The 21,929-nt window shown below is 54.7% G+C and carries 22 protein-coding genes; 15 read left to right on the plus strand and 7 right to left on the minus strand.

Going from position 1 to position 21,929, the window contains the following annotated elements:
• From BQ5353_RS03190 to BQ5353_RS03250, 14 genes are all read left to right on the plus strand, one after another.
• A partial coding sequence (locus tag BQ5353_RS03190; RefSeq protein ID WP_233424492.1) for a suppressor of fused domain protein occupies positions 1-4,777 on the plus strand: 4,777 nt, incomplete at its 5' end.
• 15 nt (positions 4,778-4,792) lie between these two features.
• A complete protein-coding gene (locus tag BQ5353_RS03195) occupies positions 4,793-5,656 on the plus strand; it encodes a CbrC family protein (protein WP_054330779.1) in 864 nt (287 codons plus the stop codon).
• A complete protein-coding gene (locus BQ5353_RS03200) occupies positions 5,649-5,948 on the plus strand; it encodes a hypothetical protein (protein ID WP_143117141.1) in 300 nt (99 codons plus the stop codon). The genes BQ5353_RS03195 and BQ5353_RS03200 overlap by 8 nt, the downstream gene beginning before the upstream one ends.
• Before the next feature lie 18 nt (positions 5,949-5,966).
• Positions 5,967-6,215, plus strand: a complete 249-nt coding sequence (locus BQ5353_RS13455; protein ID WP_054330778.1) for a DUF6985 domain-containing protein — start codon at positions 5,967-5,969, stop codon at positions 6,213-6,215.
• Positions 6,200-6,478: a DUF6985 domain-containing protein gene (locus BQ5353_RS13460; protein ID WP_407657174.1), complete on the plus strand. Its 279-nt coding sequence runs from the start codon at positions 6,200-6,202 to the stop codon at positions 6,476-6,478. Before BQ5353_RS13455 ends, BQ5353_RS13460 begins: the two co-directional genes overlap by 16 nt.
• Positions 6,479-6,543: 65 nt before the next feature.
• Positions 6,544-6,933 carry a hypothetical protein gene (locus BQ5353_RS03210; protein ID WP_054330777.1) on the plus strand — a complete coding sequence of 130 codons (390 nt, stop codon included), beginning with the start codon at positions 6,544-6,546 and terminating at the stop codon, positions 6,931-6,933.
• A 36-nt stretch (positions 6,934-6,969) separates the two neighbouring features.
• Positions 6,970-7,719: an SMI1/KNR4 family protein gene (locus BQ5353_RS03215; RefSeq protein WP_054330776.1), complete on the plus strand. Its 750-nt coding sequence runs from the start codon at positions 6,970-6,972 to the stop codon at positions 7,717-7,719.
• Between the two features lie 54 nt (positions 7,720-7,773).
• The gene (locus BQ5353_RS03220; protein ID WP_054330775.1) at positions 7,774-8,325 is read left to right on the plus strand and encodes a DUF4304 domain-containing protein; all 552 of its coding nucleotides are present in this window, start codon (positions 7,774-7,776) and stop codon (positions 8,323-8,325) included.
• Positions 8,326-8,376: 51 nt separating this feature from the next.
• The gene (locus BQ5353_RS03225) at positions 8,377-8,862 is read left to right on the plus strand and encodes a DUF2262 domain-containing protein (protein WP_233424493.1); all 486 of its coding nucleotides are present in this window, start codon (positions 8,377-8,379) and stop codon (positions 8,860-8,862) included.
• A 74-nt stretch (positions 8,863-8,936) separates the two neighbouring features.
• A complete protein-coding gene (locus BQ5353_RS03230) occupies positions 8,937-9,449 on the plus strand; it encodes an SF0329 family protein (protein ID WP_071427299.1) in 513 nt (170 codons plus the stop codon).
• A gap of 18 nt (positions 9,450-9,467) precedes the next feature.
• Positions 9,468-9,827: a hypothetical protein gene (locus BQ5353_RS03235; RefSeq protein ID WP_054330774.1), complete on the plus strand. Its 360-nt coding sequence runs from the start codon at positions 9,468-9,470 to the stop codon at positions 9,825-9,827.
• A 15-nt stretch (positions 9,828-9,842) separates the two neighbouring features.
• Positions 9,843-10,160 carry a barstar family protein gene (locus BQ5353_RS03240; protein ID WP_071427300.1) on the plus strand — a complete coding sequence of 106 codons (318 nt, stop codon included), beginning with the start codon at positions 9,843-9,845 and terminating at the stop codon, positions 10,158-10,160.
• A 24-nt stretch (positions 10,161-10,184) separates the two neighbouring features.
• The gene (locus BQ5353_RS03245) at positions 10,185-10,964 is read left to right on the plus strand and encodes a hypothetical protein (protein WP_054330773.1); all 780 of its coding nucleotides are present in this window, start codon (positions 10,185-10,187) and stop codon (positions 10,962-10,964) included.
• Between the two features lie 12 nt (positions 10,965-10,976).
• Positions 10,977-11,690, plus strand: coding sequence for a YjfB family protein (locus BQ5353_RS03250; protein ID WP_054330772.1), 714 nt, complete (start codon positions 10,977-10,979; stop codon positions 11,688-11,690).
• Between the two features lie 551 nt (positions 11,691-12,241).
• Here BQ5353_RS03250 and BQ5353_RS03255 read toward each other — a convergent pair.
• The 6 genes from BQ5353_RS03255 to BQ5353_RS03280 form a co-directional block, all read right to left on the minus strand.
• Positions 12,242-14,923: an ABC transporter permease gene (locus BQ5353_RS03255; protein ID WP_407657154.1), complete on the minus strand. Its 2,682-nt coding sequence runs from the start codon at positions 14,921-14,923 to the stop codon at positions 12,242-12,244.
• Positions 14,924-14,928: 5 nt separating this feature from the next.
• A complete protein-coding gene (locus tag BQ5353_RS03260) occupies positions 14,929-15,600 on the minus strand; it encodes an ABC transporter ATP-binding protein (RefSeq protein WP_054330771.1) in 672 nt (223 codons plus the stop codon).
• Positions 15,601-15,719: 119 nt separating this feature from the next.
• Positions 15,720-16,622 carry a sensor histidine kinase gene (locus BQ5353_RS03265; protein ID WP_143117144.1) on the minus strand — a complete coding sequence of 301 codons (903 nt, stop codon included), beginning with the start codon at positions 16,620-16,622 and terminating at the stop codon, positions 15,720-15,722.
• Positions 16,619-17,293: a response regulator transcription factor gene (locus BQ5353_RS03270; RefSeq protein ID WP_054331231.1), complete on the minus strand. Its 675-nt coding sequence runs from the start codon at positions 17,291-17,293 to the stop codon at positions 16,619-16,621. Before BQ5353_RS03270 ends, BQ5353_RS03265 begins: the two co-directional genes overlap by 4 nt.
• Before the next feature lie 594 nt (positions 17,294-17,887).
• The gene (locus BQ5353_RS03275; protein ID WP_054330769.1) at positions 17,888-18,595 is read right to left on the minus strand and encodes an SIMPL domain-containing protein; all 708 of its coding nucleotides are present in this window, start codon (positions 18,593-18,595) and stop codon (positions 17,888-17,890) included.
• Positions 18,596-18,680: 85 nt separating this feature from the next.
• Complete coding sequence (locus BQ5353_RS03280) at positions 18,681-19,421, minus strand: AAA family ATPase (protein ID WP_071427301.1); 741 nt, start codon at positions 19,419-19,421, stop codon at positions 18,681-18,683.
• A 204-nt stretch (positions 19,422-19,625) separates the two neighbouring features.
• On the opposite strand from BQ5353_RS03280, the gene BQ5353_RS03285 reads away from it, so the two are divergent.
• On the plus strand, positions 19,626-20,651 hold the full coding sequence (locus BQ5353_RS03285) for a M42 family metallopeptidase (RefSeq protein WP_071427302.1): 1,026 nt from the start codon (positions 19,626-19,628) through the stop codon (positions 20,649-20,651).
• 159 nt (positions 20,652-20,810) lie between these two features.
• Here the strand turns inward: BQ5353_RS03285 and BQ5353_RS03290 are convergent, their stop codons facing one another.
• On the minus strand, positions 20,811-21,707 hold the full coding sequence (locus tag BQ5353_RS03290; protein WP_054330767.1) for an EamA family transporter: 897 nt from the start codon (positions 21,705-21,707) through the stop codon (positions 20,811-20,813).
• Between the last annotated feature and the right edge of the window lie 222 nt (positions 21,708-21,929).

Consider the following 21,929-nt stretch of genomic DNA (forward strand, 5'->3'; position numbering starts at 1 on the left):
CCAGCAGATCAAAGACTGGAAATCGGATGAGGACGAGGAGGACCCTGATATGGACATTTTGAAACAGTGCCAGAAGTGGCATGAGAATAACGAGCATCACAAGATCATTGAAGCACTGGAGGGCATTGAGGAGCACACTCCGGAAATGGACAGCCAGCTTGCAAGGGCGTACAACAACGAGGCAGATCACAGAACGCCGGAAGGCAGAGCTATGCTCAAAAAGGCCATCGCTCTCTTGAAACCTCATGAGGAATACTTTGAGGGAGACTACTACTGGAACTTTCGCATGGGCTATTCCTATTACTATCTGGATCAGGAGGGCAGGGCTCTTCGTTACTTTGAAAAGGCATTGGAGGCCCGCCCCGACGACGAGGACACCATGCAGCTGATCGATGGGTGCAAGAAGGGCATTTCTCTGCCTCAGTTCTCGGAGTGCTTCCGGGAACGGACAGAGGACTGGTGGGAAACCTTTGCCGAGATGGAAGCAGAATTGCGCCAGATGATGGACGACGACAAGGATCACACCCGTGGAGCGGAGATCGTGGCCCAAATGGAGGAAACCCTGAATCTGGTTTTTGATGAAATCTCTTTCGAGATGGGCTTCAACGGCGAAAAATATGAACTGATCCTCACCCCGGAGGGCGACAAGGTCAAATTGTTTGAACTGGTCTATTTCCAGAAACACGCCTCCAAGGAGGTGCTGGAGCACTGGAATATCCTGGTGGGCCGTCAACCGATTCAAAACATCGGCCTGCGTACCGAGGACGGATGGAATATCTCTGGGGATGATGTGCAGATCTGGCTGGAGGAGCAGGGTGAAAACAGCTTCGCCATCTCCGCCTACTGCGAAAAGCTGCTGCCCATGCTTCGGGAGGCGGAAGGCCGAGCCTGGTGGATGCTCACCACCCTCACTGATCAAGTGCTGGGCGAGATCTCCCACATGTGGTACATTGATGACTTCAATGTGCTGGAAGAGCCCAAGGCAGAGCAGTCCTTCCTCCTGTCCCAGCTGCCCGATATGCTGAAGGAAAAGGGAACGAACCTCTCCACCGACCCGGAAGCCTATCTGGACAGTTACCTTGGCTACAAAATGGAACCCAACAAGGACCCGGAAGCCGACTGGCGATTGGATGTAATTGCCGGTTCCACTAACTGTGCTCCGCTCATCAACGGCTATCTGAACGCTGACAATGACTTCATGGACGATCTCCATGCCGACGGAGCGGTAGCGGGCTTCTTCTGTTATCCTCTGGATACTCTGCGGGAAGAGGAAGGAACGGATAAGATCTTCGACTTCCGGGATAAGCTGGAAGAAGTGTTCACCACCGGCGATGGCCCGGAGATACTCACCCTCACCGGCGGAGCCACCGGACTCTACTGCGGCTATGTGGACTTCATCGCCTGGGATATTCACACGGCGCTCCAGATGGCCAAGGAATTCTTTGAGGGCAGTGACATCCCTTGGGCCAGCTTCCACACCTTCCGCCGGGAGGCAGGCACTGTGAACCTGAAAACACCGCACGAGGAGGAGCCAGATGATGAGGATCAGGCCCCCGAGTTGGACGAAACGCTGACGGATATGGACTATATCCCTTATACACAGCTGAATGAGGAAGAATTCTTCGCACAGATCGAGCAGTGGAACGATGAGGACGAGTACACCCGCTGTATTCAGGCGCTCAACGCCATCCCGGAGGACTGGCGGAACTACCGCATTGCCTATGCCATGGCACGGGCGCTGGAGAACTATGCCATCCTGGGCGACCACAATGAGGGAACCCCCAACTACAAGGGGGACAAGGCCCTGCGGCGTGCCATCCAGGTGCTGGAATCTGTCCGGGAGGAGGGCCAGGACAAGGCCCAGTGGAATATGCGCATGGCCTATGCCTACCAGTATCTCTATGGGCAGGAGGAAAAGGCCATCCCCTACGCCCAGCGGTGGGCGGAGCTGGACCCTGAGGACGAGGATGCCCCAGTGGTGATTCAGGAGTGTCAGAAGGAGATAGAAAAACGGGCCGAGGCAGAGAACGAAGACGAGAGTGACCACACAGGTGTCTTCACCGGCTTTGTGCTGCTGTCCAAGGCAGAATGGGATAAAGGGCAGTTCATCCGGGACATGAAGGAAAAATGGGACATCCCAGTGGAGGAATACGACGCCAGCGAGGAGAAAGACGACGACGCACTGGTGTTTGAAGTGGGCGATATGTTGGCCGCTGTCAGCTTGGCCACCTATCCCATTCCCGGCGGCGAGGCCGAGGCCAATGCGGAAAATAACTATATGTGGGAGGATGCAGTCAAGGTTGCCAAGGAACACAGCGCCCACATCATGGTTGCGGTGCTGGGCAAAGAGGAGGACCTGCTGGAAAAGGGTAAGCTGTTCGCCAAGGTGGTGGCTGCCTGCTGCCGCCAGAAATATGCCACCGGCATCTATACCAGCGACGTGGTGTTTGAGCCCCGGTTCTATGAAGGCTTTGCTGACATGATGCAGGAGGACGAACTGCCCATCTTCAACTGGATCTGGTTCGGTCTCTGGCGGGATGAAAATGGCATGAACGGCTACACCTACGGCCTGGATGTGTTTGGCAAAGACGAGATGGAGGTGCTGGGCACCAATGCCAAGCCGAGCGATCTGCGAAACTTCCTGGCAAACCTTACCTCCTATGTGCTGGAGAATGATGTGGAACTGCACGATGGGGAGACCATCGGTTTTGCGGCAGATGATAAGCACACCATCACCCGCAGCCCGGGCGTCGGCCTGCCGGAGGAGCAGATGACTCTGAAAATCTCCTGGGCGTCATTGGACGGTGACCCTGATGATGACCTGGACGGCGAAGCACCCGAGGATGAAGAAACCGGTGTTCCCGAGGCCTACACTGAGGAAGAGATGGAAGCCGTCGAGGGGCATATTGAGCAATATTTCGGCACGGTTGAGAATGTGTTCCATGAGCTTGCTTCCCCGGACATCCATGTGGATATCTGTGTTGTTCCGCCCTCCGAGGAGCGGGACTACTACACCCTGGTCACCATGGGCATGGGTGCTCACCGGATGAATGTGCCGGAGGAACTGGCGAAATACAAGTTGGAGCGGGCGGAGCTGACTATTGCGCTGCCGGGGAACTGGAAACTGAAGCATGAGGATTTGAAGAATGAGCGGTGGTATTGGCCCATCCGCCTGCTGAAAACCCTTGCCCGTCTGCCCATTGCCAGTGATACCTGGCTGGGCTTCGGCCATACCATGGACAATGAAGAGGACTTTGCAAAGGATACAAAGCTGTGCGCCGCCATTCTGACCGGTCCCCAGGACACCGAAGATGGCAGCGAGGTCTGCATCCTGCCGAGCGGCGAGGAGGTCAACTTCTATCAGGTGATCCCTCTCTACCGGGATGAATTGGAATATAAGCTGGCCCATGACGCGGACGCTCTGCTGGACAAAATGAACGGCATCAGCTTTGTGGTGGAGCCTGACCGTCAGGATGCTATCACTCGTGGCACCCTTTCCAATGATGATTTTGACGGTGAGATGGACGATGCCTCCTATCATATCGAGAGTATTGAGGAGAAGGGGCTGCCCATTGACCCCATCAATGCCTACAACCATATGGCCATCTACTTGCGTTGGTGTATGGAGCATGATTTGATGGGCGAGGATTTCCTGAAAGAATACGGCAAAGTGGCCAAGCAGGTCAAAGCCAACCCTGTCAGTGTGGACCTGCGGGCATTCATCCAGAATGAGTTGGACGGCTGCTTGTTCTCTGTGCTATTCAATCAGCAAGGCCGTGCTTTTGCAGGCTATTACTATGGAGAGGGCGACAGCCCCTACTATCCTGCCGATGTTGATGACAACGCCCTCCGCTTCTTCGGCCCGCAACGGTATCACTCCAATGAGTTCCAAGATGAAGCCTACCTGTTCATCCCCTTTGACGAGGACTACTACCAGGCTATGGCAAAGGTGATCGAGGAACGCTTCACCAACTGGCAGGGACAGGACTTCGACGAGGACACGCTGGAGCCTTCCGAGGTGGCTGAGGCCATCATGGAGTATCTGGACTGTGAATGCACCTATTTCCCCTCTATGAAGGACGATGATCCCATCATGTCGGCATACAGCTATGCCAAACGGGAAAGTGTCAAAGAAGGCTTTGTGCCGGTGTTCATCAAGGCGGATGACGAAACGCTGCTGGAATGTCTGGTGATGAACGCCGACCCGGAGAATGATGCGGACATTTACGAATTTGACCTCAAAACTGTAACGGAGTACCGGAAGAAGATGCTCTCCGCCCCTGATAAGGACGGAAAGGCGGTTTTGGAGGAATTGATCGGTCAGCGGAAAACGGAGGCCGAAGATGACGATATGGACTGGGAGGAGGAAGTCCTGGGCGAGATGGAGGGAGGAGGACCCAATGACCGCTTCTCCAGCTACTGGGATGATGATACCGAGATGACCTATCCGCTTATCCTGGCCAAGATCCCGGTGAAGAATCCCTGGGAGATCTTCGCTTACCTGCCCTTCGGAAACTGGAACGACTGCCCCGACACACCGGAGCTGATGGCTGCGGCCAAATACTGGTTCGAGCAGTACGGCGCAGTGCCTGCCGCCATGAGCCACGATGAGCTGGAGTTCCTGCTCCCGGCTCCCGTCCCCAAGGAGAAGGCCATGGATGCAGCGGTGGAACTGTATGGCTTCTGCCCGGATCTGGATCAGAATGAGGATGGGAGCATTGGCTCCTTGGCAGATGCCCTGTGGCAGTCCACCGTCTGGTACTTCTGGTGGGATTGATAGGAGATTGTGACCATGAACGAATACCTGAAGCAATATATCGAACTCCAAAAGCAGTTTCGGGAGACAAAAGGAAAAGCGGACAGTGTTCGTGCGCTTTATGCGTTCAAAGAAGAACTAGAGCAGGGCGAAGATACACAGGCTAAAGAAGTATTGGTGTATGTTTATGACCTATTGGACTTCAAAAAAAGTGCCTATGAATTGCTTTCTAAAATTGGAGATCGGTCGAATCCAAAAATTTTCCGGCGTCTGGCGATTATGAAAGAATGTGCCGATGACTGGGGAGACTCCTTTGCCCTCCGCAAGCCTAAAACCAAAGCGGAGAAACAAAAAGACAAGGAAAAGCGGGACAACCTTGGTCTCCCTTCTTTTCGGTATCATCCAGACCCTTTGGATACCGGGGCTTTTGAGGAGTCCGCGGATGGCGTTGCCTGCGACTGCTGCGGCAAGACGACCCACATTTTCTATACAGGCCCTTTTTATGCTGTGGAGGATATTGAGTATCTGTGCCCGGAGTGTATCGCCAGCGGTGAAGCGGCCCGGAAATACAACGGCAGCTTTCAGGATGATTGCTCCGTGGACGATGGGGTGGAGGACCAGGCTCGGTTGGACGAGCTCATCCACCGAACTCCCGGCTACTCCGGCTGGCAGCAGGAATACTGGCGTGCCCACTGCGGCGACTACTGCGCCTATCTGGGCCATGTGGGTGCCAGAGAACTGCGGGCGCTGGGTGTGCTGGAGGATGTGCTGGACGATTCCATGTGGGACGAGGAGCAGAGGGAAATGATTCAGGAATCCGTCAATGGCGGGCATCTGCAATGCTATCTGTTTCAGTGCCTCCACTGCGGAAAACACCTGGTCTGGATGGATTTTGATTGAGGAGTTTCCCTATGACCGCACAATTATATCTCCCAAAAGCCTGGAAAGTCTGTTGGCGGGTTTTGCCTGTCAGGACAGAGATACCGTCAGCGAAACCCAAGTCCGCTGCCTTTTGGGTGAATACTGGTTTGTCCATCAGCAGTATGCTCAGGCACAGGAACAGCTTGGCTGGATCTCCGACCAGGCGGAGCAGCTGGAACATGATTATGATGACCTGCTCAATGAGGAAATTTGGGAAGCGGAGGTACTGCTGGGAATCATGCAGAGATACTGCCTCTGTTCTAGAAAATGAAGAAAGGAAAATGCGGCTATGATTCGTGAGATACATAAAAATGATTTTGGAGAGTTTGAGGGGACAGTTTGGAACGAATTGTTCCAGACAGATCTGACCATTTGTTTCCCTGGAGAGGCAGATCAGGCATACGCCCAGCAGTGTGCCGAGTATTTTAGCAATCTTCCGCAGGAGATGGTTGACCGCCTATGTGCTTACTGCCTACACTATTGTGATGCTCTGCGGAATTTTTCGATGAGGACGAATTCGAAATCCCAACCGGCATAAATGGCAGAGACATACTTTCTTACATCACACCGTCTTTGCTGATGGCCGAAACCCATCCGAATACAGACGGCATTGCTTTCCATGTGGAATGTGGATGCGCTTGGGAGGTAGAGCACGGCTTGGAAATCACCATCAGCGGTGAGCGGATTCTTTATGTGGGACCCTATGAAGGCATTTCTCCCTACAACCAGGCCAGGCTGGAATCTATAGGCTTTTATGATGATGAGAGCGATTTTTCCGGTAACTTCGCGGATCAGGAATGAGGATGGAAAAAACTTCCTCAACCCCGCCACAAACAAACTTACAATGGGAAAATGGAGGGGGCATAATGACCTTTAACGAAGCAATGCAAATGCTTGGAAGCAAGTTGCAAGGAAAATACGGACATTTAGGCTTTAAGTATAAAAAATCCGACAAAACGCTTACGAAGCACAGTAAAAATTTCACCTATATGATTGCGTTTTCTTCATTTGGCGGGAACACAAAGGATAACATAAGCATTGAGGTTTGCTATATAATCAACACCCGTCCATACGACCCTTATGGTTACGCCAAACCAGACGCCAACACACAACCACTGTTTTACAGTTTAAGAGACAATGAAATATATCTTGATATAGGAAATGAAGAAAAGATTTACAATGCCTTTGAGATTGTTTGTCAGTGGATGGATAAAATACTGATTCCAAAAATGAATGAGCTTTGTGCTACCGAGTAATGTGGAAGTGATGGCGGAGAAAGAGCGTGGACACCTATGAACACAGAATCATTGACAGCAAAGCTCCTGGACCTGGTCGAAGGCCGGGAAACACCGGAAAGTTGGCGGAACTGGTGGGACGAACATGAGACGGAGTTGGAAGCCCTGCTGAGTCGGGGTGAATTCCTGAAACTGAAGCCCTGCCGGCATGGTTTTCAGTGGGTCCCGGTGTTTGGCAGCCAAAAGGGAGCCATCGCCATTCTGGAAAAGAGCGGCTTAGCATTTGAAGCCAGCAATCTCTACCAGGAGCGGTATCTGGCCGAACTGGACGCTTTCTGCAAGGAGCAGGAGCGGGTGCAGCGGGAAAAGCAAGCGAAATTCAAGGCCGACAACCCGGAGATGTTTCGACGCTACCCCAAGTTCTCCAAGACGCTGGCAAAGGTGCTGGACACCTCTGATGAGATCAAGCCTGCCGCCACGGAGGAGCAGATTGGGAATCAAGAAAGCGTGCTGGGCTTCACGCTCCCGTCCCAGGTGCGGGAGTTCTTCCTGCTGACCGCAGGCATCAATGTATCCACAGGCGTGATCCTTACCCTTTCCGGGATGTTTGATCTGACCATTCATGGCGAGCGGTATTGTGTGCTGGGCGAGTTCTGGAAAGAAGCGGACGGCGACCAGCTCCTGCTCCGCCCCGGAGAGGAAACCATCTGGTACTACGCCCATGAGCAGGACAAGGTAAAGCGCCTCTGCAATGATATGACAGAACTGCTGGAGAAGAAACTGGCGAGGTATCTCAATGAGCAATAAAAACAATGCGGCGGTTGAGAGTGGAACGGTAAATGAGTGAAGGAAGGTGGCAACATGGAGAAGAAGGATTTCCCCAAGGGAACCAAGCCCCGCGAGATCTTCGTCTATACCTGTGAGCGGATCGCGGAGCCCTTGATCCCGCTGGGTTACAAATACCGCAAGAGCAAAAATGACATCTACAAAAAAGACGGCATCTTTGTGTTCTCCTTTTACTTTTCCCCCTCCATCCGCTTTGGCTCCACCACTTTTACTGCCTTCTTCGATGTGAGTTCCCCGGTGATTGCCCAATGGCGCAGTGAGCAGGAAGGGACGGAGGAAACCTATGATGGTATCGTGGGTACCTCCATCGCCCGGCTGACCCGCCGGTATGATGACTTCCCCCGCTATGAGGTATCTACTCTGCTGGAGCGGGAACGCTCCATCCAGGAGATTTCCGGGCAGATCCAGGACTATGCACTACCGTTCTTTGCCCGGTTTTCCGACTTGCCGAAGCTGTTGGACGATGTGGAACGGGAAGGATTCTTTCCCCATCGGAAGGGATTCGATGTTCCAAAGCGGAATCGGGAGTTCATCGAATGCTTCCGGAAGTATCTCCAAAAGCAGTAATCGAATGGGCTATCATACTGGACAATAAATTGGAACTTTTAGAGGTGTATTATGGGACTGTTTTTGAAGAAAAGGGTCGAAATGCCGGATAAGATCATTTTGGGGAATACGGAATTTGTATTTGACCGCAAACTCGGCTTTCATGTTGGAGAATGGACCGTATGGGATAGAAAGACTAAAATTCTCCTTGAGTTTCAGAGCACAGAGGGAAATATAGGCGATATCGTTTTGGAAAAGGTAAATTGGGTCAATGACCATAAAGATACCATTATTCGAGCATTTTTGGAGGAAAACGATGACTGCATAGACGTCGTGAATGAAATGATCGAAGATGGAACGCTGGAAGCAGATGGGAAGATTTCAGAAGATGAGTTTGTAAAAGCACTATTCGTAAACAATGTAGCAATATTTGTAAATGGAAGTGAAACTGGCTTTTACATCGATTTGGATGCGGAACCCGACTATTTCATGGGACATTTAGTTTGTATCGAGGTCGACTGCAAATATAAAATTGAAGTCGGCGGATTCAACGGATAACACTTCAAACACAAAAGGCAAATTCTGCGGAAAGGGCAACGCCCGCAACGGCATCAGAAAGGAAACAAGTACCTATGTCAACCTGGAACGGAATCCGAAACAAACTGGAGAGTGACTACCTGTGCCCGGCGCTCCGGGGCCGCATCCAGTATTTTGCCACCAGTTACTGGGAAAGCCATGACCAAACAGGCCGGGCGGCCATTCGACTGGACGGCGTGGAGGTGCTGCGAAGTAACTACTACGCCTATGAACAGAACTACTGGAACAGATATCAGGCCCTGCGGCGGGAGGGTGTCGGAGAGGACGACCCGAAGGCCCCCTTCCGGATGGCCCATGAAGGGACGCTGAACGACGGCTGTTTTGACAACATTTTTTTCTATGAGGCATTTCACGAATTTGACAACCAGAGCATCGAGAAAAGCCTTGTCAGCGAGAATCCTCTTGTCCGCATCTTTGCTCTCCTGGATCGAAGGCTGGGAAAGCGCCGCCTGCTGGCTTTGGAGGAATCCATGGAGCAGGAGCTGGACTGGGTGCGGGCCTTCTATGTGATCCGGATGCAGGCAGAAGGGCTGATGGAAAAAGAATAACATGCAGGAGGAACAATTATGTCACAGATTGCATCCTTTTATCTTCTCAAAGACGGCCAGCGGCAGGAACTGTCTAACGGTGACTGCTCCGGCGCGGTCTATATGGCCATCTGGGACTGGTGTGAGAGCGAGCTGGATCTGGATGTCCGTTTTCCTGCTCCCCAGACGGAGGATACTCTGGACTGTGCTCTGCTGGAAGGAGAGCTGGCATCTAAACTGCTGGCAGTTCTCCGGGAGCAGGACCTCCCGGAGCTGGCTGCTGAAATTGCTCCAGACTGGGATCTGTCCACCGAGGCGGTGCAAAGCGGACTTGAAGCGCTGCGCTCCCATCTGGAACTGGTACAGGATAACACTGCCCTGCTGTATGAAATGATATAAGTGCGGAGGAATACCATGCTGGCAAAGCAACCACAGCGGCAAGAGTTTACCATCGACGGTCGTCGCTTTTCTAACATGGCAGGTTTTTATGACGAGGTGGAGCGGGTGTTTACCTGCGGCCTGGACTGGAAGATCGGTCGGAACCTGAACGCTTTCAACGATATTCTCCGGGGCGGCTTTGGGCGGCATGCGTATGGACAACCCATCCACATCCAGTGGCTGGCCTATGAAAAAAGCGTCCGTAATCTCGGGAAAGAGACTATGGACACCATTGTGGAAATCATTTTGGATACGGACCATTCCGGGCACGACTGTACCCTGGAACGGCTTTGACAGAACGCAAAAGGAGGAATTGTTATGGGACTTGACATCTATGCCGGAACATTGACCCGGTACTATTCTCACAACTGGAAGACCGTCACACAGCTGTGGGCGGAGAAAAACGGGTGGGGCTTTCAAAAAATCACGCCGGATGGAGAACCTGCTGACAACGAGGAAGAAATGTCCCCAGCTGAGGTCCAGGCGGCGGTGGAGAACTGGCGGGATCAGGTGCTGACTGCCATTTCTCAGCCAGACCAGCCCCCTTATGCCCCCTGGCTGGAGGATAATGAGAAACCCTATTACACCGATAAACCTGATTGGGATGCCTTCGGTGCTATGCTGCTGGTGGCCGCCTGCCATACATACGATGAGCCGGTGCCCCCCACGGTGGAAAAGGACTGGGATTTCGGGGAGCATCCCCTGATCACCCGCCTTGGATCGGATGAGAAGCGGGTGTGGTCGCTGTTTCATGGAGCGACGTGGTGGATTCCCCTGTCAGATCCCATCATGTTCCATGGACCGGTACCCAATGGAAATACAGCGGTATTCAGTACAGTAGGTGCCCTGCGCAAAGAGCTGGAACGGCTCAACGAACTGGCGTGGCAGGCCGATGAGGATACCATTCTGAGCTGGAGTGAAACGGAAGGCTATCCGACAGACGGCATTATTCCCGCGCATGGGAAAATCAGCAGGGCAGATATTCAGGAGCATACCCAGTTTGATACCCAATCCCTGGCCAAGTTTGCCTTCTCCATGTTCTGGCAGGCTATGCGGTTTGCAGAGGAACAGCAGGTGCCCATCCTGCTGGATTACTAAGGAGGTTTTTTTATGGGATACGATGTGAGTTTTCACCCGATTTCACCAGAGGAAATACGGGAATGGTATTTTACTCCCTTAACCTGGATACAGCAGGGACAGGAGGAAAAGGTGCTGGCACTCGCCGCACAGTATGGAATAGAGGATTTCTATGCAGAAAAATATCTGGATACCCTGCGGGTTGGAGCTGGAACAGAATCCGACGAGCTGTTTGACAAAAGCCATGGCTTCTATATTGCAGTGATCCAGGGTTTTTTCCGGGATTACTATTACACCAGAGGCAGTGCCTTTTCTTTCCTGGTGGAAGAAAAGCCAGAATATGAGCGGTACTTCACCTCGTGGGATCAAGTGACTCCTGTTTCCTTTCCAAACCCCATGCAGAACCGAATCATCGAAAACTATTGCTCCGGTGTATATCTGTCTCCAGATCAAGTTATGCAGCTTCTCAAAGACATGGAGCAGGACCCCAAAGTGTGTGAAGATCTGGAGAGGATTTGGAGCAATGGACAGATTGCTGTGCTGAAAAAAGCACTTTCTGCCGCTGCAGAACTGGGCGCCGGCCTGCTGGAAGCCACTGAAGTGGTAGAGCCAAACCCCATCAGTCCGAATGAGAGTACAAGCTATTCCAACCTGTATCACTGCGACAGGGACGGGGTGTATCTCTACATAGATACTGTCAGTGCTCAATTGGCGGATGTGATTGGAAAAAGTGAGGAACAAGCATAAGTGGTTGGGAGGGTTTTATGGAGTAAAAACGCCCGGCAGAAAATATCTCCATGGTTATCTATTTATGATCAGTTTACTGTCATGGCAGGGAGGGATCGTTCCGCATGGGTATGCATGGTGAAAATGTGATAGGACATAAATAGGCAAGGCCAGACAGGAGATCTAAAGTGTTCCCGCCTGCCAAAAATGCGGCGTATGAGTTTTCTGGAAACAGAGATTCATATGCCGCATTTTTCCTATGGGGCTCTGCCCCCTTTGGATGTCGGTTTTCTCCGCTACCGCTCTAAAAACCTCCTGACACCCCCGAAGGGGAAAGCGGCAAATGCCATTCGGCCTGCCGCTGGATATAAGACATCTTTTCTATCCTCAATAGATAAGCCGGAGCAAAGTTCGCTTTGCTCCGGCTTATTTTTATAGCAACCTCTCTTATTGTGGTGCGGTTTTGTGTTGGTACCGCTCAATCAAAATGCCTCTGCCCTTTTCCCCACAGTTAAAACAATCCCCTGGGTTCCGACGCTGGAACCAGGGGATTGCTCTCACGTTTATTGGGGTTACTCTGTCTCCCGAAGCCGCTCCACAATGGTGGATTTGGCCACAAAGTGATAGACGCCCAGTGGAAGAGTTACACCCAGCAGAAGGAATACTGGGAGCACTGCTAAAATAGGCAACAGGGTAAACCGGTAGCTGAAAAACCAGAACATGCTGTTCATGGCGGTGCCTAACTGGGGCCCAGCCACCACACTGAGAAGAACCGCCAAACCGATGGCGCCGATTCCATAGAGAAGCCCTTCCCAGACCAGCATGGTTTTTAATTGCCGACCGGTCATTCCCACCGACTGGAGCACGGCAAATTCCCGGCGGCGGGTGAGGATGCCAGTGAGGATGGCGTTAAAAAAGTTGAGGATGCCCACCAGGCCGACGATAAAGCTGAGGACGCTGCCCAGCAGGAAGAACATGGAACGAAAGCTCTCAAACTCCGCCTCATAGGTGGCCTTGCTCTCGTAATCGTACTGGGGCGCCTGGGTCTCGGTATAATCGGCCAAGAAGGATTCCATGGCGTCATTGGCAGCATCGTCCTCCATATTGAAGGCGTAGAGCATCACCTTGTCGGTGCCGGTATCTTGGATAAAAGTCTGGGCATTGAGCACAAACTCATCGCTTCCATAATAGCGGTAGCTGATGGCATGGGGAACCGAGACCAGGGCCGCCACGGTGTATTCCACATCCCGGTAGCTCACCACACGGGAATCAAAGTCTCGGGCCCCATCTGGGTCCACCTGGTCAAAATCCGCAATGATCTCACCGGTGTCGGTGTAGTAGTACTCGATCTCGTCCACGTACCGGAGGGTCACTGTGTCGCCCAAACGGGCCCAATGGGAGCCCATCTCCGGGTTGCCGTAGTCGTCTTCTCCATATACGGCGGCAATGTACCTTTCATCCGGGTCGTGGAGCTTGGAAAGGTCGCCCTCCAACACCGTCAATTGATCCAGGGCAAAGGGTTCCATCCCAAAGAGCTGGGCATTCACCGACAGCTGCCCCGCCTCGTTCCGGTCCTCCCGGGCAACCAGCTGATCCACCACATCGGCGGGGTTCCAGCGGCTCCAGATGGAGCGGTAGTAATCCTCGTCTACAAACTCCTGAATATTGCTGGTCCGGCCGTAAATCCGGCCCCCGTCGGCGACCCCACCTTGGGCTGTGACCGTCTTGATGGCATCCTCAGGGAGGCTCATCCCGGCGTGGAACAGGTCGCCGCCCACCTGGAAATACCCAGCGTCGGCTAAAATAAAGTCGGATACCACATTGTTGGCCAGGTATTTGTCCATGTCAAAGCCGCCGGTAAAGGTGACAGTCATGTTGAGCAGCACCACCGCCAGAGAGAGGGAGAGGACGGTGACCACTGTTTTGCTCCGGCTGCGGCCCAAGTTGGCCCAAGCCATGGAAAAGAGGCCCGCCCCTTTGGTGGATTTTTTCACCTGCTTTTTGGGGATGCTTCCGCTGCCCTCGGTGTACCGCACCGCCTCTACCGGGGAGACTTTAGCGGCCATGCGGCCCGGCTTCCGGCAGGAGAGGGTTACGGTCAACAGGGAGAACAGGGCCGAAGCTATAAAGATAACCGGGTTAACCGAAACCACACAGGAGATGCCGTTGAGCCGGTCGACGATCACCGGGGTGAGTTTGCCGCCCACGAACCAGCCGATAAGCAAGCCTAGGGGAATCCCCACAGCGCTCAGGAGCAGGGCCTGCTGGCGGATGATCTGCCGGAGCTGCCGGGGCGTGGTGCCAATGGTCTTCAAAAGGCCATAAAACCGGATATCGTTGGTCACCGAGATCTGAAACACGTTGTAGATAATCAAATACCCGGTAAAGATGATCAGCAGGAGCATGACCCCAATGGCAATGACCACAGTGGGATCTAAACTTTCCGCCAGCTGGGCGCCAGAGTAGCCCCAGTTGACACCGGTGCGGATGAAGTTATCCCCTGAAGATCGGCTCTCATTCTGATAGCCATGGTTTTGCAGCACCTGTTCCATATCCCGCTCGATGTGCAGGGAGTTTTGGAACATCACATCCAGGTTCCAAGAGCCGGTCATACCGTCCTGGGAAGAGGCAGGGTCTACCCCGGTCTCCTCCAAAATGGCATTTACCCGGCTTTCTGGGATGAGGATGTGGTTTGCCACGATGGCACTGTCATACTCCCACCAGCCGCAGAGGGTGAAGGTCTGGGTGGTCTTTTGGCCATCCACCTCAAAGGAGAGGGTGAATTCCGCCCCCAGCCGGGGCTCCACCCCGAGAAGTTCCAGCACATGGAGATCGGTTGCAGCCTCGTCGGTGCCCTCCTTGGGCAGGCGGCCTTCCACTGGGTCGCAGTACATCCAGTGGGCCTGGTTGGCGTCGGAGTACCCCACCTCCACATGGGATTTGTTGAAGGGTTGCTCATTGGGCATGCCCAAAAACCGCCGCAGCCCCCACTGGTGGATGAGGGGGTCCTCCCGCAGCTCTTCAAACTGCTCCTGGGTCAGGTACTTAAACCCGCCGTGGGAGAAGCCCCCCACCTGGCGGAAATTGTTCTGCTGGAAGCCATCGTTGATGGACATGGCGATGGTGAACAGGGAGGTAAACAGCACGGTGGTCAAGGCAATGGCCAATATGGCGATGATGTTCCGGGTGCGGGCCGCTTTCATGCTCTTCATGCCCAGGCGCCGGATGCAGGAGCGGTTGGATACCTTTACCACGGCGATTACCCCCTTACTACGATGCGGCCATCCTCAATGCGGATGATCCGGTCAGCCATCTGGGCGATCTCCTCGTTGTGGGTGATCATCACAATGGTCTGGCTGAAGGTTTGGCTGGTAACCTTTAAAAGGCCCATTACATCCTGGCTGGTCTTGCTGTCCAGGTTGCCGGTGGGCTCGTCGGCCAGGATGATGGCAGGTTTGGCCGCCAGCGCCCGTGCGATGGCCACCCGCTGCTGCTGGCCGCCGGAAAGGTTGTTGGGCAGGTTTTGCAGCTTGCTTTGCAGGCCCAAGATCTCGATGATGCGGCCCACGTAGGCCTCATCCGGCTGGCTGCCGTCCAGCTGGATAGGCAGCACGATGTTTTCATACACGTTGAGCACCGGAACCAGGTTGTAATTCTGGAACACAAAGCCGATCTTCCGACGGCGGAAGATGGTCAGCTCTTCATCTTTCAGGGTGGAGAGCTCCTTGCCGTCCACCGTGACGGTGCCGCTGGTGGGTCGGTCCAATCCCCCCAGCATGTGGAGCAGGGTGGATTTTCCGGAACCGGACGTCCCCACAACCGCCACAAACTCGCCTTTTTCCACAGCCAGGTCCACCCCGTCCAAGGCGTGTACTTCCGCCTCTCCGGCGCCGTAGGTTTTCCGCAAATCCTTGGTTTGTAGAATAATCATACTGGGTTTCCTCCATAAAGAAAAGTCTGTATCGGGTTTCCACAATACAGACTTTACCACACCAATCTTTCCAGGTTCTTTCTGAAATCTAACAGTTCTGCAAGATTTTTGGGTCCGCCCTACCTGCGGGGCAGGAACAAGGAAAAGGTCGAGCCTTTCCCCGGTGCGGAGGAGACCTTAAGGTATCCCCCCTGCCCAGCGGCAATCTGGCGGCTGAGGTACAGCCCAATGCCCACCCCTTCCTCTTGGTAAGCGGAGTCCGCCCGGTAAAACCGCTGGAAGATTTTGGCCTGTTCCCCTTCCGGGATGCCGGTGCCGGTGTCCGCCACGTCGATGCGGCAGAAGAAGTCATAACTCTTTGACCGGACGGCGACCTTCCCGCCGGCAGGGGTGTACTTCACCGCATTGTCCAGCAGGTTGTACAACGCCTCTGCTGTCCACTTGGGATCACATAAAGCGACCTCCCCGGTGGGCTCCATGGTCAGGGCTATCCCTTTGGCCTCGGCTTTTGGGGTAACCTGGGAGACCGCATCCTCCAGGATGGGCTGAAGGGGTGACAGTTTGGGGTGCATTTCCAGAATGCCGGTCTCCAACCGCGACATTTTCACCAAGGACTCCACCAAAAAGCGGAGTTTTTCCGCCTGTTGTTCCAGGGCGGCAGCGCACCGGCGGCTGTCCTGGGGCAAATCCTGTTCCGAAAGGAGCTGGGCGTAGAGCAGCAGGTTGGCGATGGGGGTCTTGGTCTGGTGGGAGATATCGGCGATCAAGGTGTTGATGGCGTCCTTTTCCGCCTGCAAATTCCGGGCGGATACCGCCGAGGCAGTGAGGTAGTGAGCCAATTTGGTCCCCACCGAGGAGAGGAGGGTTTCATCGAAGGTATCCTCGGTGAAATCCCCCCGGATAGCCCTCTCCAGCATGGCGTCCATCCGGCGCAAGGTCTGCCGCAGTCTCCAGCGGTCCCACACCACAACGGCCCCTGCCCCTAAGATGGACACCAGGGCTAGAATTTCCCATAGATTCATCCCTTCACCGCCCATGTGTACCCCACGCCGTATACCGTCTTGAGGAAACGGGGTTTGGACGGGGTGTCTTCCAGCTTATCCCGCAGCCGTTTGACTGCCACCGACAAGGCGTTTTCATCCACATAGTCGGCGCCGTCGGTCCAGATGCGGTCCACCAGGTCCGCCCGGGAGAGGGTCCTCCCCCGGTTCTGCACCAACAGCCGCAGGAGTTTTTGTTCGGTCTTGCTCAGCTCCACCGCAGCCCCATTTTTGAAATATTCCATCCGGTCAAAGTCAAAGACCAGCCCCTCCCCTGCGTACCGGGCGGGTGAAACGGCTTTGCGCAGCTGGGCATTGACCCTTGCCCGCAGCACCGCCAGGGAAAAGGGCTTGGTGATGTAGTCGTCAGCGCCCAGCTCCAAACCCGCTACAATATCGGTCTCCAGGTCGTTGGCCGTCAGCAGGATGATGGGAGGACCGCCGCCCTGGCGCAGCTGCTGCAAAAAGGTAAGGCCGCTTCCGTCGGGCAGGTTGATATCCAAAACGATCAAATCAAAAGACTGCTCTTTCAGCAAAACCCGGGCATCGGCCAGGCAGTGGCAGAGCTTGACTTCCAAAGCCGGCCCCTGCAGGGCCAAGCGGACGCCTTCTCCCAATGCCCGGTCGTCTTCCACGATCAACAGATGATTCATAATTGCCTCCTATACCACAAAAACCATTGAAACCCGAAGCGCCGCGGTGCCGCCTTGCGGCAGGAAGCCCCTGGCCTGACAGCGGCTCTTCGGATAGCCACAGGGAACCTGTGGCCATTGTACCACAAAATGCGCACAAACGGTGAGGATTGCGCTGCGTCCCCACCACCCTGTCCCCCACTCTTGGCGGCGCCCGCCCTCCACGAAAAAGCCCCGGAGGCTGTACAAGCTCCTCCGAGGCTTTCAATAAGTTTATTGTATGGGGTTGTTGATTCGGCGGTACTCCAGGGGCCGATCACACCCAAGGGTCCACACACCGTTTACCTCCATGGTCTCCACCACTTCCAGGCCATCCTGGGAGAAGCGCTCCAACAAGGTTAATTTCAGCACTGGGGAGAAGATGCTGATGCTCCCACCTTCCCAGAACGCCCCTTTTTCTCATAGAGAGCTGGGGTGAACTTTGCAGAGGGCTCCAACGACACAAAGGGAATCTCCCTCAAGTTTTTAGCGGTGTTGACATGCCTGGCAAAGGGATAACCAGTCACGCCTTACTGTTTCAGATCCTCCAACTTCTAGCCTCTCTCAAACTCACCTCTATTGCAGTTCAAATACCACTTCCACCTGGGCGGAGATGGTATCGGTTCCCGCCATCACAGTGGTGTCCGCCATAGCCCGCGCCTTATTGGCCCCGCCTCCAGTTTCAGGATTTTCCCGTACCACCACGCCGGAGCCGTACTCGGTGACCGAAATCATCTTGCCCACTGTCCGGCCATCTGCGGCGGCCAATTTTTCCGCCGTGAGGCGGGCGCTCTTTACCGCGGCCTCCAGCGCCTGGCCATACAGATCGCTCTCATTGCTGATGGAGTAAGAAAAGCGGTCCAATGTGTTGGAGCCGGAGCCGATGGCCGCATCGATGACCTCACCGGCCTTGGAAATATCCCGCACCGTGATCTCCATATCCACACTCATCCGGTAGCCGGTGACGTTGCCCGCATCCCCATAGGTGGGGCGCAGATACATATTTGAGGTCTGTACATCCTCCTCGGCTACCCCCAGTTCCTTCACCGCCTCAACGGTGGCGTTAATGGCCTCAGCATTGGCGCTGCGGGCCGCCTCTGAAGTTGCCCCTTTGGACTCGACCCCCAATTGCAGGATGGCGATATCCGGGATGGCCTCCACTTCACCGGTGCCATTGACCGTCACCGTCTGCGAGGCTGCCATCCCTTGTGGCTGCGCCCCGCACCCCGCCAGAGACATCACCAGAGCCCCTGCCAGCACAAGGGCGAGTATTGCTTTTTTCATAGTATATTCCCCTTTCTGACCCGATTTTTTGGTTCATCTATTCAGTGCCAAAAAACCGGCAGATTTTTCCTTACCTCCAAAATAATCATTGCCGCAGCAGTTCCTCCAGCATCTGTTCCCGGCGGGTGAGGAACATTTTGGTAACCTGGTAACTCTCAGTCTCTTCATAGGACACCGGATGGACAGCTTCCCCATCAAAGGAGTAAATGGCAGCCTCCGGCAGCCCCAACAGAATGGGGGAGTGGGTAGCGATGATCAATTGGGAACCCTCCTGGCCCAGTTGATACAGAAGGGCCAGCACCGCCAGCTGCCTCTGGGGGGAGAGGGCGGATTCCGGCTCATCTAGAAGGTAGAGGCCATTGCCCCAAAACCGGTTTTTCAGGAGGGAGAAAAAGCTCTCCCCATGGGATTGCTGGTGGAGGGACTTCCCCCCATAGTTCTGGTAAAAATTGCCCCTGGCGGGGACGGAAGCATACTCATCCACCTGGCTGGCCAGGTTATAAAAGGATTCCGCCCGTAGGAAGAACCCATCTTTGGGCCGCACTGGCCCTTTATGAAAGGAGATGCAGCGGTACAAATCCGAGTGGCTGTCCCGGGTGGTGAAGTTGAAATTCCGGCTTCCCCCCTCTGGGTTGAAGCCGTACTCCACTGCGATGGCCTCCAGCAAAGTGGATTTCCCAGTGCCGTTCTCCCCCACAAAAAAGGTGACATTGCTGGGGAAATTTAGCTCTTTCAGCGACCGGATGGCCGGGATGCTGGCGAAGTAGGGCTCCCCCTCCACCCGTTCCCAGTGGAGAAGCAGCTTGTTTAAATACCGGCTTGTCATCTTCCTTCCCCTCCTTTTCCTTTAGATTACCACACGTCCGGGCTGATGTCACCTTTCCGCCCCAGGGGTGAATTGGAAGGATTGTTTGCACGCCCCTCCTGCCACATACCGGCACCGAGATTTTTCCGATTTGTGCTGGTTTTATGATATACTAAGGGGGAGTGGGGAGCTCCCCTCCCCAAATACAGAATTGAGAGGTATCCTATGAACACAACCGACTATATCCTGGAACAGCTCCAGAACCTGATTTCCATCGACAGCCCCTCCGGCTTTACCCACAAGGCGGCCCAGTATGTCATAGAAGAACTGACCCGCCTGGGCTATCAGCCCCAGCAGACCGCCAAAGGGGGTGTCCTCTGCGCCCTGGGCGGCAAGGAGGGGGAGGGCCTTCTCATGAGCGCCCACATCGACACATTGGGCGCCATGGTGGCCGAAGTCAAAGAGAACGGCCGGCTGCGCCTCTCTCCGGTGGGCGGTATGCAAGCCAACAATGGCGAGGCCGAAACCTGCCGCATCTACACCCGGGGGGGCAAAGTCTACGACGGAACCTTGCAGTTGATCAACCCATCGGTTCACGTCAATGAGGACTACAAGACCATCCAGCGCACCTTTGACACCACCGAGGTGGTCATTGATGAAAAGACCAAGTCCAAGGCGGAGACCAAGGCCCTGGGCATTGGAAACGGGGATTTTGTATGCTTTGATCCCCGGTTTATCCGCACCGCCAGCGGATACATCAAAAGCCGTTTCCTGGACGACAAATTGAGCGTGGCCATCCTGCTGGGCTATGCCAAATCCCTCCGGGAGGAGAATCTCACCCCCGCCCGGCCCACCTACCTGCACATCACCGTCTTTGAGGAGGTGGGCCACGGCGGCGCCGCATCCATCCCCGCCGGTGTCACCGAGATGCTCTGCGTGGACATGGGCTGCGTGGGCGACGGCCTGGAGTGCGATGAGACCATGGTCTCCATCTGCGTCAAGGACAAAAATGGCCCCTCCAACTATGAGATGACCAGCCGGCTCATCGCCCTTGCCAAGGAGAAGGGCATCCCCTACGCAGCCGACGTCTACCCCTTCTATGGCAGTGACGCCGACAGCGCCCTGGCAGCCGGCCACGACCTGCGCCACGCCCTCATCGGGGCGGGGGTCTATGTCTCCCACGGCTACGAGCGCACCCACTTGGAAGGGGTCCAGGCCACCTACGACCTGATCCGCGCCTACACCCTGTAATTGCAGCAAAAAATCCCCCCTCCACAAGGGGCGCATCTTCTCGGTTCCAATGGTTGGTTTCCTTTGCGCCCCTTCAAAGTTTCAGGCCGCCGATGGAATCGGCGGCCTGAAACTTCTTTATTGGTGCGTATCGAAGGAGAGGGGATTTTTTCCATTTGATTATTCCATGCCAAGGATGAAGATGCCCACCATTGCCATGCCGATGATGGCATAGTGTTTGGGGGTCAATTTCTCCTTGAGGAAGATGCGGGACCACAGCACCGAGAAGATGCTGTAAGAGGCGATGGTGGGAGCCGCCAGAATGGCGTTGGCCCCGATGGCGAACACATAGGTGAACTGGCCGGCGGTCTCGCAGAGGGCGGCAAGGAGTTTGGGCCGCTCCCGCTCCACCGTCAGGGGCTGTTTCTTAATCAGCACCACATAGATGAAAGCGGCGATGCCCATGCACAAAAAGGTCAGCTCATAGGCGATGTTGGCCTGGCGCTCCGCCAGCATACCGCTGTCCAGCACCACCGTGTCGGCAAAGGTGCCCAGGCCGTCGATGATGCAGTACAGGATGGGGAACAGCACCGCCAAGAAGCTCTTGGAGTACTTGGAGGGGACCTCCTCCCCGCTGTCCACCGTCTCCTTCACCGCCTGGGAGCGCTCCAGCGCCGCCAAGCCGATGACCCCCAGGCACACCAGGGTGACGCCCACAAACTGGAGGCCGGTCATGCTCTGGCCCAGGACAAAGAAGCACAGCAGCGAGGTGATCGCCCCCGAGGAATTGCAGATGGGGGAGGAGATGGAAAGCTCGATGTATCTGAGGCCGGCATAGCCGAAGATCATCGAGAGGATATATAGGGCGGAGACCGGCAGGTAGATCATCACGCTGTTCCAGTCGAAGTCCACCCCGCCAATGGTCATTTCAAAGATGGCGTGAGCGCCCATCACCAGGCCGACTGCCATCACCATCTTCCAATGGCTGTAGGAATCGTCGGGGCGGGAACCCAGTTTGGAAAAGAGATCGGAGCCGCTCCAGGCAAGGATGGAAAACAGAGAAAAGAGTAGCCACATGGGTCAAGTACCTCCAAAAATTAGGATATTGGCGGGGGCGGGCAGAAGCAACCCGCCTGATTTGGTCTTGGAAGGGCCGTCTCCACAATACGCCCCTTCCTTTCCGCACCTGCCGGCAAAGGTTCTGCGGCAGTCCAGTTTGATATTATAGCACATTCTACCTGTTGGAAAAAGAGTTTTGTTCCAATTTTTTTATGGTTTTTCCGTCTTTTTGACGAATTC

The sequence above is a fragment of the Merdimmobilis hominis genome (assembly GCF_900104615.1).
Taxonomy (GTDB): Bacteria; Bacillota; Clostridia; order Oscillospirales; family Ruminococcaceae; genus Merdimmobilis; species Merdimmobilis hominis.

Bases quoted from the DNA above. Each gene is read 5' to 3' on its own strand.
- BQ5353_RS03260 (WP_054330771.1), bottom strand. From the start codon at position 15,600: ATGATTATTCTACAAACCAAGGATTTGCGGAAAACCTACGGCGCCGGA.
- BQ5353_RS03280 (WP_071427301.1), bottom strand. From the start codon at position 19,421: ATGACAAGCCGGTATTTAAACAAGCTGCTTCTCCACTGGGAACGGGTG.
- BQ5353_RS03230 (WP_071427299.1), top strand. From the start codon at position 8,937: ATGTCAACCTGGAACGGAATCCGAAACAAACTGGAGAGTGACTACCTG.
- BQ5353_RS03290 (WP_054330767.1), bottom strand. From the start codon at position 21,707: ATGTGGCTACTCTTTTCTCTGTTTTCCATCCTTGCCTGGAGCGGCTCC.
- BQ5353_RS03285 (WP_071427302.1), top strand. From the start codon at position 19,626: ATGAACACAACCGACTATATCCTGGAACAGCTCCAGAACCTGATTTCC.
- BQ5353_RS13455 (WP_054330778.1), top strand. From the start codon at position 5,967: ATGATTCGTGAGATACATAAAAATGATTTTGGAGAGTTTGAGGGGACA.
- BQ5353_RS03215 (WP_054330776.1), top strand. From the start codon at position 6,970: ATGAACACAGAATCATTGACAGCAAAGCTCCTGGACCTGGTCGAAGGC.
- BQ5353_RS03250 (WP_054330772.1), top strand. From the start codon at position 10,977: ATGGGATACGATGTGAGTTTTCACCCGATTTCACCAGAGGAAATACGG.
- BQ5353_RS03265 (WP_143117144.1), bottom strand. From the start codon at position 16,622: ATGAATCTATGGGAAATTCTAGCCCTGGTGTCCATCTTAGGGGCAGGG.
- BQ5353_RS03235 (WP_054330774.1), top strand. From the start codon at position 9,468: ATGTCACAGATTGCATCCTTTTATCTTCTCAAAGACGGCCAGCGGCAG.
- BQ5353_RS03245 (WP_054330773.1), top strand. From the start codon at position 10,185: ATGGGACTTGACATCTATGCCGGAACATTGACCCGGTACTATTCTCAC.
- BQ5353_RS03270 (WP_054331231.1), bottom strand. From the start codon at position 17,293: ATGAATCATCTGTTGATCGTGGAAGACGACCGGGCATTGGGAGAAGGC.
- BQ5353_RS03210 (WP_054330777.1), top strand. From the start codon at position 6,544: ATGACCTTTAACGAAGCAATGCAAATGCTTGGAAGCAAGTTGCAAGGA.
- BQ5353_RS03220 (WP_054330775.1), top strand. From the start codon at position 7,774: ATGGAGAAGAAGGATTTCCCCAAGGGAACCAAGCCCCGCGAGATCTTC.
- BQ5353_RS03225 (WP_233424493.1), top strand. From the start codon at position 8,377: ATGGGACTGTTTTTGAAGAAAAGGGTCGAAATGCCGGATAAGATCATT.
- BQ5353_RS03275 (WP_054330769.1), bottom strand. From the start codon at position 18,595: ATGAAAAAAGCAATACTCGCCCTTGTGCTGGCAGGGGCTCTGGTGATG.
- BQ5353_RS03195 (WP_054330779.1), top strand. From the start codon at position 4,793: ATGAACGAATACCTGAAGCAATATATCGAACTCCAAAAGCAGTTTCGG.
- BQ5353_RS03240 (WP_071427300.1), top strand. From the start codon at position 9,843: ATGCTGGCAAAGCAACCACAGCGGCAAGAGTTTACCATCGACGGTCGT.